This window comes from Niabella sp. (assembly GCF_030150205.1).
Classification (GTDB): Bacteria; Bacteroidota; Bacteroidia; order Chitinophagales; family Chitinophagaceae; genus Niabella.
This window is the reverse complement of record NZ_JASLGT010000008.1, coordinates 177,194-192,337: the sequence shown is the minus strand read 5'-3', so window position 1 is coordinate 192,337 and position 15,144 is coordinate 177,194. Positions and strand designations below refer to the sequence as shown.

The following is a 15,144-nucleotide window of genomic DNA, read 5'->3' as shown; positions in this document are numbered from 1 at the left end:
TTAAAATTACTGAGGTTGAGATGCTAAGTTAGCCAATTCCGGCGTTGTTTCCGGTACCGGATCCGGTTTTGTACTGGTGATCACTTTTGTATACGTTCTCCTTAAATGCCCATCCTTATTGTCGTTTGCCAGTATTTTATAGGAAAAGCCATGATCGATAAAACCGCTGGTTTCCAGTTGCACATCAATATTTTTTAGCGGTGCATGAATGATAAAATCTTCAATTACTTCCACAATGTCCTTATCAATATAATCGGCGCGCATGGCATCAATAATCACCTTGGCTCCATCGGGTACCTTCTCCAGGTTTTGCTTGATAATGGCCTTGTTCAGAAAGGAAACATCTTTCCGGAGACGGAAAAGATACCTGGTATCATCCTTTACGACAAATACCGCCTTTCTGAAATTGGAGCGGAAAGCAAAGAACAGTCCAACGCCAATACCAACAATAACGCCCTTCAGCAAATCCGTAGCCAGGATGGCGATAATCGTGATCACAAAGGGCAAAAACTGGTCCCATCCTTTTTTATAATATAACTTAAACAACGTGGGCTTTGCCAGTTTGTACCCGGTAAAAATCAGGATGGCCGCCAGGGCTGTTTTGGGGATCATGTTGAGCAGGAACGGGATGAACGCCACCGAACCCAGAAGCAACAGACCGTGTAAAATGGTCGACATTTTTGTTTTGGCCCCGGAGTTCACGTTTGCCGATGAGCGTACAATGACGCTTGTAACCGGGATACCGCCAATAAGCCCCGAAAGGATATTACCGATGCCCTGGGCTTTTAGCTCCCGGTTGGTAGGACTGGCACGCTGGTACGGATCCATATCATCAATGGCTTCCAGGCTTAGCAGGCTTTCCAGGCTGGCCACCAGCGCAATGGTAAGCGCCAGCATCCAAACCTGCGAATTCCACAATGCGCTCCAGTCGGGACTTGTAAAGAACGACACAAACTCCCTGGCAGATCCTGCCATAGGAATACTTACAAGGTAACTTTCGGTTAAGGCCGGCATGAGTCCGGTACTGGCAAATAATGCATTTAATCCCACGCCAATAAAAACAATCAGTAACGGCGCCGGAATCAGCTTAAGAAGGCCCTTTTTACCTGCCACCAGCTTCTCCCATATAAAATGAAATGCCAGGCAGATACCGCCGATTAACAATGCTGCCGGTGTAATATGCGCAAAGGCTTTGAAGAAGTTAACAAAAATATTCCCGGTAGTGGCAATGGACTCTTCATCATTGGCGGGCAGTGCAGATTTATCGCCCAGCAGCTGCGGAACCTGGTTGATAATAAGGATCAGACCAATTGCAGCCAACATCCCTTTGATGACACCATTGGGGATATAATCGCCAATGATACCGGCTTTTACAAAACCAAGGATCACCTGCATAATACCTGCTAACACTACTACTACCAGGAAGGCTTCAAACGACTGAAGCGTGATGATAGCAGATGCAACAATAGCCGTAAGCCCGGCGGCGGGGCCGCTTACACTGAGCTGCGAGCCGCTTAAAATACCTACAATAATTCCACCGCAAACACCGGCGATGATTCCGCTGAACAGGGGTGCATTCGAGGCTAAGGCAACACCCAAACAAAGGGGTAATGCCACCAGGAATACAACAACGGATGAAGGAATATCGGAAGCCAGGCTGGAAAATATATTTTTTGATTTTGAATTTGTATGCATAAAATTATCATTAAGGAAATAACCCGGCATGCTAATGCTATTGCGATAGCAGGCAACAGGAGATCGGAAAGATGATGTACAGAAAGACCTGCCGGAATCAACTGGTGATTGCAGCACAGATCAGTTCCCCGGAAAAACACCGGAGTCCAAATGCCTAGGCTTGTTTGTTGGGAGGGGGCGCGTGTAATTCCGCATGGAACGCAATATACGTGCGTTCATGCGCGTGCAGGTAAGCAATGTCTTTTTGAAATTCAGCCAGGGAAAAATCATATGTACCATGATGCAGGTACTCTTCCGTAATGGTTACGGTTGGGTTGCCCGGTACTTTTTCCTCGGTGGTTCCGGCCATGGGGTTTCCCTGGCTCTTACCCTTGGTTTCGGTTTTTTCGGTCAGATGAAGTTTAGCTTCATATACAAAAGGAAGGCTTATGGTAAGCCACAATAACGCAACGCCCAGCATCACTGCCAGGGCCCTGGATATTATTTTATTGTATAGTAAGCCGGATATCATGTGATGCAAAGGTAATTGATTGCCTTTTTTCAGACAAGAAAACCGGTGAATATTACAATTCTTTAACGAAAAGGTATGGCTAATTTGCTGAATGTTAATAGCGTAAGCCAGCCATGCAACAGACTGTAATTCATTTTATCTAAGGCTTCGAATGATCCCGTTTTTATCATGCCACTTTTGGAGAAATGGTGCAACGCTGTTATCCGTATGCGTTTGTGGCATGTGCCGGTCGCATATGCGATCTGATCTATTGATCTCCGGCATTCTTCGAATATTCGCCTTTGAGTGCATACCAGCCAAAGATCATCAGTCCGATAGCAATTGGCAAAAAGATCGTGATGATAATCACCCAGATCACCGGGTTATTAATATCCTTTTTTCCGTGCGGATCAATATTATGCAGAGCACCTGTAAACAGGAAGTAAATAACGGCAGGGCCCAGTAACAACCAAACGATACCCAGTGATTTTTTTATTGTGTTCATAAAAACTTTTTAATAAAAAATAATGATTTTAAGTTGTTTGTTTTTTTATGCGTTTTGCATTTCCCGGTTTGATGAAGTTTAAAGTCTCTTTGAGCCAGTCTTTTGAAGTTAAAATGATATCGGGAGTTACACCGATTGCCTCGATGGATTTTCCGGTTCTTGTTTTTATCTGACAGGTAGGGATAAAAATAAAAAACCCGATATCCGAACCGCTCAACATAAAAGCCGTGCCTTTCCCCGGGTTTCCCGCTCCGGCAGTCGTATCGCCCAAAATAACAGCTCTTCCATAAAGCGACTGTTTACTCCAGTGCAGGGGCGCTCTTATTAGACAGATATACCATCCCGATCACAAAACTTAATGCAGCGATCCCGATGGGATACCAAAGTCCTACCAGGGGATCTGTGGTAAACGTCGTTTGCAGCAAAACCCCGATAAAAGGAACCAGGCCTCCAAATACTCCGTTACCGATATGATAGGGCAGCGACATAGAAGTGTACCGGATATGCACCGGGAACAATTCTACAAGGAATGCTGCAATAGGACCGTATACCATTGTTACATATAAGATCAGCAAAAATACCAGGCCCACAAATTTCCAGTAAACAGGCCTTGGCAATACTTTATCCTTGATCAGCGGCTTGCCTTCCGAGATCATTCCGGTAGCCACACGCAGTGTATCTGTTTGTTCCTTTGCATATTTGGCACCATTGGATAATTCAATATGGGTTATGGTTTGCACCAGCGAGTCTGAACTATTAGCCAACAGCTTCGATTCCTTGTTCACCTGGCTGTTGCTGATCTCCGTGTTCCATTGGTCAGGAACAGCATCCTCCAGCAAGGTGCTGAAGATCGGGCGGTAAGTAAGAATGCCCAGCAGCATTCCTGCCAGCATGATCCATTTGCGGCCGATCTTATCACTCAGCCATCCGAAAACAATAAAGAACGGCGTTGCCAGCAGTATCGCCCAAAGCAAAATGGAACGGCTTTGCTCAAAATTAAGCGCCACTTTGGTTTCCAGGAAGCTTTGCGCATAAAACTGCCCGGTATACCAGATCACGCCCTGTCCCATGGCAGCTCCAAACAAAGCCAGCAGAACCATTTTAAAATTAGCCTTTTTCCGGAAGCTTTCCTTTAATGGATTCTTGGCCACTTTGCCTTCGCTTTTCAAACGGGCAAACAAGGGCGATTCTTCCATCTTCAGCCGGATATAAACCGATACCACCACCAGTATAATGGAGAACCAGAACGGATAACGCCATCCGCCCCATTCTGCATTAAAACGGTGATCACTCATGTTCATCTTTACAATCATGATTACGCCCAGCGCCAGGAATAAACCCAACGTAGCGGTTGTCTGGATCCAGCTGGTATAAAAGCCCCGTTTGCCGGGTGGTGCATGTTCTGCTACATAGGTGGCCGCACCACCATATTCACCACCCAGCGCCAGACCCTGCAATAAACGTAACAGCAGCACCAGCAGGGGGGCTGCTATGCCGATGCTTTGATACCCGGGAACCAGCCCGATGAGGAAGGTAGAACCGCCCATTAAAACAAGTGTCAGCAGGAAGGTAGACTTTCTTCCCAGGAGATCGCCCAGCCGCCCGAAAAATAATGCACCAAAGGGCCGTACAATAAAGCCTGCAGCAAAAATGGCCAGGGTGCTCAATAAGGCGGCCGTACTGTTGCCCTCCGGAAAAAATTCTGTAGAAATGGTTTTGGCCAGCATGCCGAAGATGTAAAAGTCATACCATTCGATCATGGTGCCCAATGATGAAGCACCAATGACTTTACGAAGCACGCTGGCTTCACTCATTTGTTTCATGTAATTTTGTTTTGTGCAATAAAATAAATACAATCGTTCGGTAACGCTACCGGTAACAGCTGTCAAGATAATATTTCTTTCAATAAAATATTAATAAATTTGAATAATTTTTATTGCCTATTTTTATTGCCCGAAAAAAAACGTTTTAAGTTATGTCATATTCATTTCAGATAAAGACGATTGAAGAATACCAGGAAGCATATAAAAGAAGTGTGGAGGATCCCCAGGGGTTTTGGTCGGAAGTGGCCGATACTTTTGAATGGAAAAAGAAACAGCCGTTCAGCAGCCGCGTATTGGATTGGAACTTTGCAGAGCCAAGGATCAAATGGTTTGAAGGAGCAAAGCTGAATATTACCGAGAACTGCCTCGACCGTCATCTGAAAACATCGGGCGACACGCCGGCGATCATCTGGGAGCCCAACGATCCAAATGAAAAAGTACGGACGCTTACTTATAAAGTATTGCATCGTAAGGTATGCGAATTTGCCCAGGTATTGCGTAATAACGGGGTAAAGAAAGGCGACCGGGTTTGTATCTACATGGGAATGATTCCCGAGCTGGTGATTGCTGTACAGGCCTGCGCACGGATCGGAGCCATTCATTCTGTAATTTTCGGTGGATTTTCTGCACAAAGCATTGCTGACCGTTTGGATGATGCAGGAGCAGAGTACATTATTACCTGTGACGGCGCGTACAGAGGCGCAAAGGATATTCCGTTAAAAGCCATTATTGATGATGCGCTTATCGGTAATAAAGTGGTAAAACGGGTAATTGTACATACCCGTACCCGTACCCCGGTAAGTATGATCAAAGGGCGGGATGTGTGGTGGCGCGACGAAGTAGAGGATGTGATCGAAACCATGAATGATGAAGTGCTGGCCATACCGGCGGAAGAGATGGATGCGGAAGATCCGCTGTTTATCCTGTATACCTCCGGAAGTACCGGTAAACCCAAAGGGGTAGTACATACCTGCGCCGGTTATATGCTTTGGACAACGTACACGTTTGTAAATGTGTTCCAGTATCAGCCAAAGGATATTTTCTTTTGTACCGCCGATATTGGTTGGATCACCGGGCATAGCTACATTGCATATGGTCCGTTATTATCCGGAGCTACCAGTCTGATGTTTGAAGGGATACCTACCTGGCCGGATGCCGGAAGGTTCTGGGAAATTGTAGATAAACACAAGGTGAATATCTTATATACGGCGCCTACGGCCATCCGGTCGCTGATGAGTTATGGTTTAGATCCGTTAAAGGATAAAGATCTTTCTTCGCTGAAAGTATTGGGTACCGTTGGTGAACCCATCAATGAAGAAGCCTGGCATTGGTATGATGAGCATATTGGTAAAAAGAAATGTCCGATTGTAGATACCTGGTGGCAAACCGAAACCGGGGGCATCCTCATCTCCAACCTGGCAGGCGTTACGCCGGCGCGGCCCAGCTGGGCTACCTTACCGCTGCCTGGGGTACAACCGTTGCTGGTAGATGAAAAAGGCGAAGAAATTACAGAGTTTACCGATGAAGTAATGAGCGGCAATTTATGTATGCGGGCTCCCTGGCCAGGCATTTTAAGAACCACTTATGGAGATCATGAGCGTTGCCGGCAAACCTATTTCAGTACGTATAAAGACCTGTATTTTACAGGAGATGGCGCCTGGAAAGATGAGCAGGGCAATTATAAAATCACTGGTCGTGTGGATGATGTGCTGAATGTAAGCGGACACCGTTTAGGAACCGCGGAGGTAGAGAATGCGATCAATATGCATGCGAATGTGATCGAAAGCGCAGTGGTTGGCTATCCGCATGAGGTAAAAGGACAAGGAGTATATGCCTATGTGGTGCTGGATGAAAAACGGCATAAAGAGGAAGATGATCTTACAAGAAAAGATATTCTGGCTACGGTAAGCCGCATCATCGGACCCATTGCAAAACCGGATAAGATCCAGTTTGTGAGCGGACTTCCGAAAACAAGAAGTGGCAAGATCATGCGGCGCATTTTGCGCAAAGTAGCAGAAGGCGAACTAACTAACCTGGGGGATACAACCACATTACTGGATCCGGCTATTGTAGACGAGATCCGGGATGGACGGCTTTAATGCCAGGGCTCCCGATTTTTTTCCGGGGCTGTTTTTGCAATAATGCAGAAACAGCCCCGTTTTATGTAACGCCATGAATACAATAGTTGCTGTACAGTACGTTTTGGATAAACGGCATCCTTAACGACCGTTTCAGGACGCTTCCAAAATTGCAAAAACGAGGATAGCGGATCAGGCCAGCACTACCTTAATTCCTTTTTCCTGCAGGGAGAATAGTATTTTTTCGGAGATCTTTTTGTCGGTAACAATATATTCAACCTGGTCCAGGTTGCAGATCTTGCCCAATCCACGCCGGTTGAATTTAGAACTGTCGGCAAGCAGGATCAGGCGCTGCGAAACTTCGATCATTTTCCGGTTTAACGAGGCCTCCGAAATATTGGAGATGGAAACACCATGCTCCAGGTCAATGCCATCCACACCCAGGAATAAAAGATCGCAGGAAATCTCTTCCAGTACCTGCAACGCCTGGGTACCCGCCACCGATGAAGAATTCGGGCGGATCAGGCCGCCCAGCTGCAATACTTCAATATTCGGCCGGTTATTCAATTCCAGTCCAACCTTCAGGGCCGGGGTAATGGCGGTCATTTTGTGATCGGGGTATAACACCCGGGCCAGTTCAAAAACTGTGGAGCCGGAACCGATCATAATGGAATCGGTTTGCCCGATCAGCGGCAGGGCCGCCTTGGCGATCCGTCTTTTGGCGTCCGCGTTGATCTGCTCTTTTTCATTGATCGGTTTGTCTATGGCGTAAGGATTCGAAAGCGATCCTCCGCCCTTGGTGCGGAATAGCAGGTTTTTATCTTCCAGCATTTTCAGATCCTTCCGGATCGTTACACTGGATATATGAATTTCTTCAGCCAGGTCTAAAATGCTCACTTTCCCCTCTTTTTTGAGTTTATTGAGGATAAACTCGTGTCGTTCCGTAATATTCTTCATATCCAAGGATTCTGTAATGCAAAGAAATGAAAAAGAAGTGTATATAAAACGTTTTCGTTGATGTTTTATTTAACTTCTTAATTTTTTTTGATTTAATTTAGTTTAATTGTGTTTTATTTTATTTAAATTCGTTTCAAATTATTGCTATATGAATCAAACGAAAGGTGAAACGAATTTCATCGGAAAAATGGGGCTTCCCCCCAACCTGGTATGGGGGTACCTGGGTATCCTTATCTTTATGATGGGCGATGGTGTAGAGCAGGGCTGGCTGAGTCCTTATCTGATCCATGACCGTGGGCTGACAATTGAACAGTCGGCAACCTTGTTCAGCGTATATGGTTTAACCGTGGCCATTTCCTCCTTTTTATCGGGGATCCTGGCCGAAGGAATGGGGGTACGCAAAGCCATGTGGACGGGGTTTTTACTTTTTGTGGCAGGTACCTTTGGGTTTGTGGGATTAGGGCTCAAAGACTTGGATTTTAGTATGATGCTGCTTACCTATGCCATCCGCGGATTTGGTTATCCGCTGTTTGCTTACACGTTTCTGGTATGGATTACCTACCGCACACCGCAAAACAAACTGGGCACCGCTGTTGGATGGTTCTGGTTTGTATTTACCGGCGGCCTCAATGTGTTTGGGGCTTATTACTCCAGCTGGGCCATTAACCGGCTGGGACATATTAATACCTTATGGACCTCGCTTTTCTGGGTGAGTCTGGGCGCCTTATTTGCATTATTAATTAACCGGGACCGGATCCGGAAAACAGGTACACAGGACAAACTCCGCGAATTGTCGGAAAGCATTAAGATCGCTGTCAATGAGCCCAAGGTGTTTTTAGGTGGTATTGTACGTACTATTAATACAACGGCCCAGTTTGCATTTCCTGTATTTATGCCGATCTATTTTGAAAAGTATGGTTTTACTACTGCCGACTGGTTAAAGATCTGGGGCACCATTTTTACAGCCAATATTATTTTTAACCTCATATTCGGATTTGTGGGCGACCGGCTTGGATGGCGCAGGACCATTTCTCTTTTTGGAGGAGTGGGCTGTGGCATCACCACCTTGCTGTTCTATTATTCTCCCCAGTTATTTAATGGCAGTTTCTCAATGGTATTGCTCTGTGGTGTATTGTGGGGAGCATTGCTGGCGGGTTATGTACCGCTGTCGGCACTTGTTCCTTCACTGGTGCCAAAAGGGAAAGGTGCAGCTATGGCATTTCTGAACCTTGGGGCAGGTCTGTCGGTATTTGCAGGCCCGCTGATCGTGCGGCTCTTCATCGGGCCGGCCGGAAACGCCGGTGTGATCTGGATCCTGGCGATCCTGTATTTTATCAGCGCGCTTCTTACAAAGTTTATAACCCTGCCTGAAAAGGATGCGCAGCAAATCCCCGATCCGGCATTGGAAACGAAATTATCTGAAGTTTAGGTAAACAAGCACAGTAAAAACAGTGCGCCTTTCGGTTTCACGCGGAGGCACATCAATGATTTAATAAAGAACTAAATTGATATATGACAATTTTAATTACAGCGCCCTATAACGAGGCCGGGCGCCGGGAACTGGAATCCTGCCTCGGAAAGGTTGTGTATAAGGTTTGGAAGGAGAACGGCCGCGCTTTTAATGCTGCTGAACTGAACCAGCTATTGGATGAAACAGCGGCAGACGCGTTGATTACAGAACACGATGAAGTTACAGAAGACGTGATCCGCAAGCATCCGCAGCTGAAGTTCATCGGGGTATGCCGGGGAACGCCCTCCAATGTAGCCGTAAAGGCCGCTGCCGAACTGGGTATTGAAGTTTTACATACCCCGGCCAGGAATGCGCAGGCGGTAGCGGAATTATTTGTGGCCAATGTGATTACATTTTTACGGAAGACACTACCGGCGATGGAATGGTTAAAACAGCGGAACTGGCAAAAAGGAGCACATGCATCTTATTTGCAGTTTAAAGGAAATGAGCTGGCGGGCAAAACCATTGGTATGGTGGGGTTTGGTGCAGTAGGACAGCGCATTGCCACATTGGTACAGGCTTTTCCCTGTTCGATAAAATTTTATGATCCTTACCAGGATGCTCCCGGCCTGGTGTATGAAAAAACAAGTCTTGAAGCTATTTTTGAAACCTGCGATATCGTTTCCATTCATTTGCCGGTAAATCCTTCTACCATTGGCATGATCGGCAAAGAGCTCATTGATAAAATGAAGCCGGACGCTATCTTTATCAATACGGCCCGGGCCAGTGTGGTAGACCGCTACGCATTGCTGGCGGCCGTGGAAGATAACAGGATCCGCGGCGCTATCCTGGATGTATTTGATCATGAACCTCCGGATGCGATTGATTACCGGCTGATCGATCATCCAAATGTGCTGGCTACGCCGCATACTGCAGGAGCAACCGATGAAGTGGAAGATCATCATGTTACGATCCTTAATGAAAAATTATTGAGCTGGGCAAAGAATCAGCCGGCCAAATCATTACATTTATCCAATCAGTAATCATGGCTTTAACAAACGCACATCTTATCATCGATTTCGGCACCGGAAACCTGCGCGCGGCGGTTATTTCCGTTGATGGCGCCGTTTTAGGAGTAGCCCGCGAAGACATTCCCTATATACGGGATACGCGGTATGCAGATTCCATTTATTTTGATCCGCAGGCATTATGGGATCAGATCCTGGAGTTAACGACCACCGCACTGAAGCAAGCCGGTTCGGTACGGGTGCTGGCCATTACTGCAACCAGTCAGCGGGAGGGGATCGTGGTATTGGATCCTGCGGGCACACCGGTTGTGGGAATGCCCAATATCGATCATCGCGGCAGGGAATGGGAATCGATTATTAGCGATAAGGAACAGGTATATCGACTGGCAGGACGTTATCCTACTTCGTTGTTTTCTGCATTTAAACTGGTTGGCTTACGGGAGGGCAGAAAAGAATGGTGGCAGCGGCTGGATACCTTTCTCAGTATCAGCGACTGGATCGAATATATGTTTTGCGGAGTAGAGCACTATGAACATTCACAGGCCTCAGAGACCCTGCTATATGATGTGGAGCAGCAAACCTGGTCGGCATCATTATGCGAATTGTTTTCATTTCCGCTTTCATTGCTGCCGCCGCTGACCCGCTCCGGCACGGTGCTGGGAACCATCCGGCAACCCCTTGCAGAAGCCCTGTCTATCGATCCGGATGCAAAGGTGATCGTGGGTGGTGCCGATACACAACTGGCGGTACTGAGTACCCACGCGCACGCAGGAGACACGGTGATCGTTTCCGGTACCACAACGCCGATCATAAAGCTGTCCGCCTCCTACGACCTCGATGAACAGCAACGAACCTGGACCGGCCGGTATATTGATGCCGGCAGCTATATGGTAGAAGCCAATGCAGGTGTTACCGGGTTGAACTACCAGCGGCTGAAAAAAATATTTTATCCCAATGAAGGGTATGATGTGATTGAAGAAGAATTGCGATCGGTTACCGATTTTCAATGTGTGGCCTCTTTGGGATCACTGGTGGCCGACGAAAAAAAGCCCCTGATCAAAGGTGGGTTTATTTTTAATACACCGGTGAATCATGAACTTTCGAGGGCCGGAATGGTTTGGGCTACGTTGTGGGATATCGCCTGCAGTATTTTTGAAAATTATAAGACCCTGGTTTCCGTTACACCAAATGAGCAGGGTTATATCTGGACCTGCGGTGGGGGAATGGAGAGCAAGATGCTTCGGCAGTTTATCGCCGATCTTACCGGCAAAGAGATCCGCATCCGCGGTAATTACCGCCACGCTTCAGTTGTGGGGGGCATGATGATTTGTAATACGGCATTGGGCATTGCAGCAAAGCAAACGGAGTTGTATGAACAGGTACAACCGGCAGCGGCAACACAGCATGCACATTTTTACAATAGCTGGAAAGAACACCGGGAATTATTAAAGCAGATATTTTAAATGGAGCGTGCATATTTTATAGGGATTGATCTGGGTACGCAGGGATTGCGCGTGGTGGTGCTGGATAGGGAAGGAACCATTGTGGCGAGTGCGGAGCAGGGGTTTGTTTTATCGCAGCAGATGCGCATGGAACAGGATCCGGATGAATGGTGGGCGATCTGCAGGTCGTGCCTGGATAAGGCCCTTAGCCAGCTATCTGCGGAACAGCGGGCCGCGGTACGCGCCATAGCCGTTGATTCTACATCCGGAACGGTAATTCCCATGGACAAAGCATATCGCCCGCTGCACCCCGCAATCATGTATAGCGATCAGCGCTCTGGCATTCAGGCAAAAAAATGTACAGCCGCAGCAAAGGCGCACGAGGTACATGGGTTTACCGGCTTCAGCACTTCGACTGGGTTAGCCAAGATGGTTTGGTTTGCTGAAACCTTTCCGGAAAAGGCAGCGCATATTTTTCAATGGATCCACGCGGCAGATTTTATTACCGGCAACCTGTGTGGCGTATGGAATATTACGGACTATACCAATGTACTCAAATCCGGGTATGACCTGTCCATGCTGCAATGGCCCGATTACATCAGTAATACACTGGGTATAAAAAAAGAATGGCTGCAGGATGTGCAACCTTCGGGAACCGTTATCGGAAGGCTAAATACAGACCTTGCGCGTGGATGGCGCCTTCCCGATAATGTGGCAGTTACTACGGGCATCACAGACGGCTGTGCCTCACAGGTGGCATCGGGTGCAATGAAGCCCGGGCAGTGGAATACGACCATCGGTACCACACTTGTGATAAAAGGCGTATCGGTAAAGGAAATAAAAGATCCGTTGAGCCGGCTTTATAATCACCGGCATCCTGCGGGCTACTGGATGCCCGGAGGTGCCGGAAACATTGGTGCCGACTGGGTTTCGGCCGGATTTAAGGAAGACCTGGAGCGTTACAATGCTGCTGCGGCTGCTTTAACTCCAACCGGACAGATCGCCTATCCGCTGCTGCAGAAGGGCGAGCGATTCCCGTTTACAGCACCGGAAGCAGAAGGGTTTGGTCCGGAAAATGTATCGCAGGATGTATTGTATACGGCTAATATGGAGGGCGTGGCTTTTGCAGAGCGCTATGCTTATGAGCTGATTCAATCGCTTTCAGGCGAAGGAGTAGAAGCCATTTATACCGCCGGAGGGGCCAGCAACAGCGATAGCTGGTTGCAGATCCGCAGTGATATCTTACAGAAGCCCGTATGCAAAATGAAATATGTATCGGGCGCTGTAGGGGCGGCCATTGTTGCTGCATCCAATACCGGCTTCAATGATATTACGGAGGCAACGGCTGCACTGACGCAGGCTGAAAAATGGGTGACGCCACAGGCTGCATTGAAACAGCAGTATGAGGATCAGTATCACCAGTTTTTAAACACGATGCGGGAGCGGGGATTTATCAATAATGCAGATCAGGAAAGCGCGTAACGGTTGGTGGCATAAGCAAAGATATTTGCGATTGCGGACAACTGGTTCAGGTTATTAAGAAGTAAGGATCCCGGGCACATTTAAAAATTACCTGGTGTTGTTTATGAGCTTGCTGATGCGGTTACTGATATCCATTAAAGAAAAAAACGAACTTTGTATAAATAATAAAAAGAATGCTAAAAGTGATTTTATTGCGGCATGGTGAAACGGCCTATAATGCTGATGGAAACCGGTATTGCGGCAGAACGGATATAGGGCTTACAGAAAAAGGAACGGCACAGGCCGGCAAAGTATTTGAAGCGCTGAAGGATGTAACAGTCGACGCCGTCTATTCATCACCTTTGCAGCGTGCCTGTAAAACAGCTGCAATTGCCTCCGGTAACCAGGCTGTAGTCACCGATGAACGGCTGATAGAAGCCGATTTCGGTTTATGGGAAGGGAAAACAAAGGAAGAATTCAATGCAGAAGACCCCTCGCTTTGGGACGCATGGATGAATGACCCTGAAGCAGCGAGAGCGGGTGGTACCGGCGAAACCGGTGGTGAAATTGTAAGACGGGTAAATGATTTTTTTGAAGAACTGCACCGTAAACATAATGGACAGCTGGTAATGGTTGTAGCGCACAATGGCATTAACCGGCTCTACCTGGCGTCAAAACTGGGTATGCCATTATCGAACTACCGCCGTTTCGATATGGAAAACTCCGCCGTGTCCTACTTTGAACTGGATGATAAAAATGTATTGACGCTTAAAAAATTAAACGCAACCTCAATATAGTATTACTATTGCGGGAACGGTCAGGCAGATGGGTTCATCGCCTGTTGTGATGCACGGGAGGGATATAAAAAAACTGCGTTTCAAAATAGTTAGAGAGCAATGTTTTTCTAACGGCGGATTTTGGGTACATTCAGAAATGTTGAATCCTATATGTTTACCTGGTAAACGGGGATGATCAAATATTTTCAGCAACACTTGAATAATGAAGATAAAAAACTACCTGGCGCTGTCCTTTTTCATTTTTGTTTTATGGAGCTGTAAACCGGTTCAGAAAAGCCAGTCCTCCGGTAATGCAAATGAACGGATTTCAATAAAGGGCCTTCCCCGCCGCATTTACCTCGAAGAAGGCAACTTTCATGTGCAGGGCGTGGTGGTTGATGTGCAACGCGGGTATGCTTATTTTTCATTTACCACAAAGCTGGTAAAGACCAATTTAAAAGGGGAGCTTATCGGAAGCGTTGATGGGTTTATCGGGCACCTGGGCTGCCTGGATGTAAACCCGGAAGATGGCCGCATTTATGCTTCGCTGGAGTATAAAAATGATAACATTGGAAAGGGGATCTTAAAAGGACTTGGAAGCGATACGAAAAGTCAGAATGAAGAAAGCTCTTTTTATATTGCCATTTTCGATGGGGAAAAGATCACCCGGCCAGGCATGAACGCTGAAAAAGATGATATCATTCATACGGTTTATTTGAAGGAAGTGGCCGATGATTATAAGGCAACCGTCATGAGCAAGGGTAAACAGGTAGCGCACCGTTATGGATGCAGTGGTATTGATGGCATTGCTTTTGGCCCGCAGTTTGGACAAAAACATGGAAAGAACTTTTTAAACCTGGCTTATGGTGTATATGGCGATACGTCCCGTACGGATAATGATTACCAGGTGATCCTGCAATATGATGCAAAGCATCTCCGGCAGTATGAACGTCCGCTATCACAAAATGGATTTAATAAAACAGGACCGGCAAAGCCGCTAAATAAGTATTTTCTTTACACCGGGAACACCTCGTACGGAATTCAGAATTTAGAATACGATCCGCATACCGGGTATTGGCTGGCTGCTGTTTACGCAGGAAAAAAAATGCAATTTCCTAATTATAGCCTGTTTGCAATAGATGGTGCCAGGGCCCCGGCGCTTCAGCCATTAAAGGAGTTTGATAATGGAGAAAAAGGAAACCTGCTGCAACTGGCAACAGCGGGTATGTACGATCAAAAGAGCGGGGTGCATGGTTGGTATTATCCCTGGGGATCAACTGGTATGCATGCGTTGGGCAATGGCTATTTTTATATTTCTCAAAACGGCGTCACTAAAAGCAAGAAGCAATATTGTGATCTCCGGTTATATCGCTGGACCGGACAGGATGCTGCTCCTTTTGAGGAAGTGAAATGATCATCGTTTAACCTAAACATATAGG

The 15,144-nt window shown here is 46.9% G+C and carries 12 protein-coding genes; 7 read left to right on the top strand and 5 right to left on the bottom strand.

Annotation, left to right across the window (positions count from 1 at the left end):
• Positions 1–6 precede the first annotated feature (6 nt).
• The 4 genes from Q1V85_RS05540 to Q1V85_RS05525 form a co-directional block, all read right to left on the bottom strand.
• Positions 7–1,695: a SulP family inorganic anion transporter gene (locus Q1V85_RS05540; protein ID WP_300598274.1), complete on the bottom strand. Its 1,689-nt coding sequence runs from the start codon at positions 1,693–1,695 to the stop codon at positions 7–9.
• Positions 1,696–1,849: 154 nt separating this feature from the next.
• Positions 1,850–2,206, bottom strand: coding sequence for a hypothetical protein (locus tag Q1V85_RS05535; RefSeq protein WP_300598272.1), 357 nt, complete (start codon positions 2,204–2,206; stop codon positions 1,850–1,852).
• Positions 2,207–2,453: 247 nt separating this feature from the next.
• Entirely contained in the window at positions 2,454–2,690 is a 237-nt protein-coding gene (locus Q1V85_RS05530) for a DUF6814 family protein (protein ID WP_300598271.1), read from the bottom strand.
• A gap of 299 nt (positions 2,691–2,989) precedes the next feature.
• Positions 2,990–4,513 (bottom strand): MFS transporter, encoded by a 1,524-nt coding sequence (locus Q1V85_RS05525; protein ID WP_300598269.1) that lies wholly within the window; start codon positions 4,511–4,513, stop codon positions 2,990–2,992.
• Positions 4,514–4,665: 152 nt separating this feature from the next.
• On the opposite strand from Q1V85_RS05525, the gene acs reads away from it, so the two are divergent.
• Positions 4,666–6,612, top strand: a complete 1,947-nt coding sequence (acs, locus tag Q1V85_RS05520) for an acetate--CoA ligase (RefSeq protein WP_300598267.1) — start codon at positions 4,666–4,668, stop codon at positions 6,610–6,612.
• A 171-nt stretch (positions 6,613–6,783) separates the two neighbouring features.
• Here the strand turns inward: acs and Q1V85_RS05515 are convergent, their stop codons facing one another.
• Complete coding sequence (locus Q1V85_RS05515; RefSeq protein WP_300598265.1) at positions 6,784–7,548, bottom strand: DeoR/GlpR family DNA-binding transcription regulator; 765 nt, start codon at positions 7,546–7,548, stop codon at positions 6,784–6,786.
• A 148-nt stretch (positions 7,549–7,696) separates the two neighbouring features.
• Between Q1V85_RS05515 and Q1V85_RS05510 the strand changes: the two genes are divergently transcribed.
• The 6 genes from Q1V85_RS05510 (at position 7,697) to Q1V85_RS05485 (ending at position 15,119) form a co-directional block, all read left to right on the top strand.
• Positions 7,697–8,977 (top strand): MFS transporter, encoded by a 1,281-nt coding sequence (locus Q1V85_RS05510; protein WP_300598263.1) that lies wholly within the window; start codon positions 7,697–7,699, stop codon positions 8,975–8,977.
• 83 nt (positions 8,978–9,060) lie between these two features.
• The gene (locus tag Q1V85_RS05505) at positions 9,061–10,041 is read left to right on the top strand and encodes a 2-hydroxyacid dehydrogenase (RefSeq protein WP_300598261.1); all 981 of its coding nucleotides are present in this window, start codon (positions 9,061–9,063) and stop codon (positions 10,039–10,041) included.
• A 2-nt stretch (positions 10,042–10,043) separates the two neighbouring features.
• Entirely contained in the window at positions 10,044–11,489 is a 1,446-nt protein-coding gene (locus Q1V85_RS05500; protein ID WP_300598259.1) for an FGGY family carbohydrate kinase, read from the top strand.
• On the top strand, positions 11,490–12,950 hold the full coding sequence (locus tag Q1V85_RS05495; protein ID WP_300598257.1) for an FGGY-family carbohydrate kinase: 1,461 nt from the start codon (positions 11,490–11,492) through the stop codon (positions 12,948–12,950). It abuts the gene before it with no gap.
• A gap of 173 nt (positions 12,951–13,123) precedes the next feature.
• Entirely contained in the window at positions 13,124–13,726 is a 603-nt protein-coding gene (locus Q1V85_RS05490; RefSeq protein WP_300598256.1) for a histidine phosphatase family protein, read from the top strand.
• 202 nt (positions 13,727–13,928) lie between these two features.
• Entirely contained in the window at positions 13,929–15,119 is a 1,191-nt protein-coding gene (locus Q1V85_RS05485) for a hypothetical protein (protein ID WP_300598255.1), read from the top strand.
• Positions 15,120–15,144: the final 25 nt, after the last annotated feature.

Coding starts and splice junctions, on each gene's coding strand:
- Q1V85_RS05540 (WP_300598274.1), bottom strand. CDS start 1,695: ATGCATACAAATTCAAAATCAAAAAATATATTTTCCAGCCTGGCTTCC.
- Q1V85_RS05535 (WP_300598272.1), bottom strand. CDS start 2,206: ATGATATCCGGCTTACTATACAATAAAATAATATCCAGGGCCCTGGCA.
- Q1V85_RS05530 (WP_300598271.1), bottom strand. CDS start 2,690: ATGAACACAATAAAAAAATCACTGGGTATCGTTTGGTTGTTACTGGGC.
- Q1V85_RS05525 (WP_300598269.1), bottom strand. CDS start 4,513: ATGAAACAAATGAGTGAAGCCAGCGTGCTTCGTAAAGTCATTGGTGCT.
- acs (WP_300598267.1), top strand. CDS start 4,666: ATGTCATATTCATTTCAGATAAAGACGATTGAAGAATACCAGGAAGCA.
- Q1V85_RS05515 (WP_300598265.1), bottom strand. CDS start 7,548: ATGAAGAATATTACGGAACGACACGAGTTTATCCTCAATAAACTCAAA.
- Q1V85_RS05510 (WP_300598263.1), top strand. CDS start 7,697: ATGAATCAAACGAAAGGTGAAACGAATTTCATCGGAAAAATGGGGCTT.
- Q1V85_RS05505 (WP_300598261.1), top strand. CDS start 9,061: ATGACAATTTTAATTACAGCGCCCTATAACGAGGCCGGGCGCCGGGAA.
- Q1V85_RS05500 (WP_300598259.1), top strand. CDS start 10,044: ATGGCTTTAACAAACGCACATCTTATCATCGATTTCGGCACCGGAAAC.
- Q1V85_RS05495 (WP_300598257.1), top strand. CDS start 11,490: ATGGAGCGTGCATATTTTATAGGGATTGATCTGGGTACGCAGGGATTG.
- Q1V85_RS05490 (WP_300598256.1), top strand. CDS start 13,124: ATGCTAAAAGTGATTTTATTGCGGCATGGTGAAACGGCCTATAATGCT.
- Q1V85_RS05485 (WP_300598255.1), top strand. CDS start 13,929: ATGAAGATAAAAAACTACCTGGCGCTGTCCTTTTTCATTTTTGTTTTA.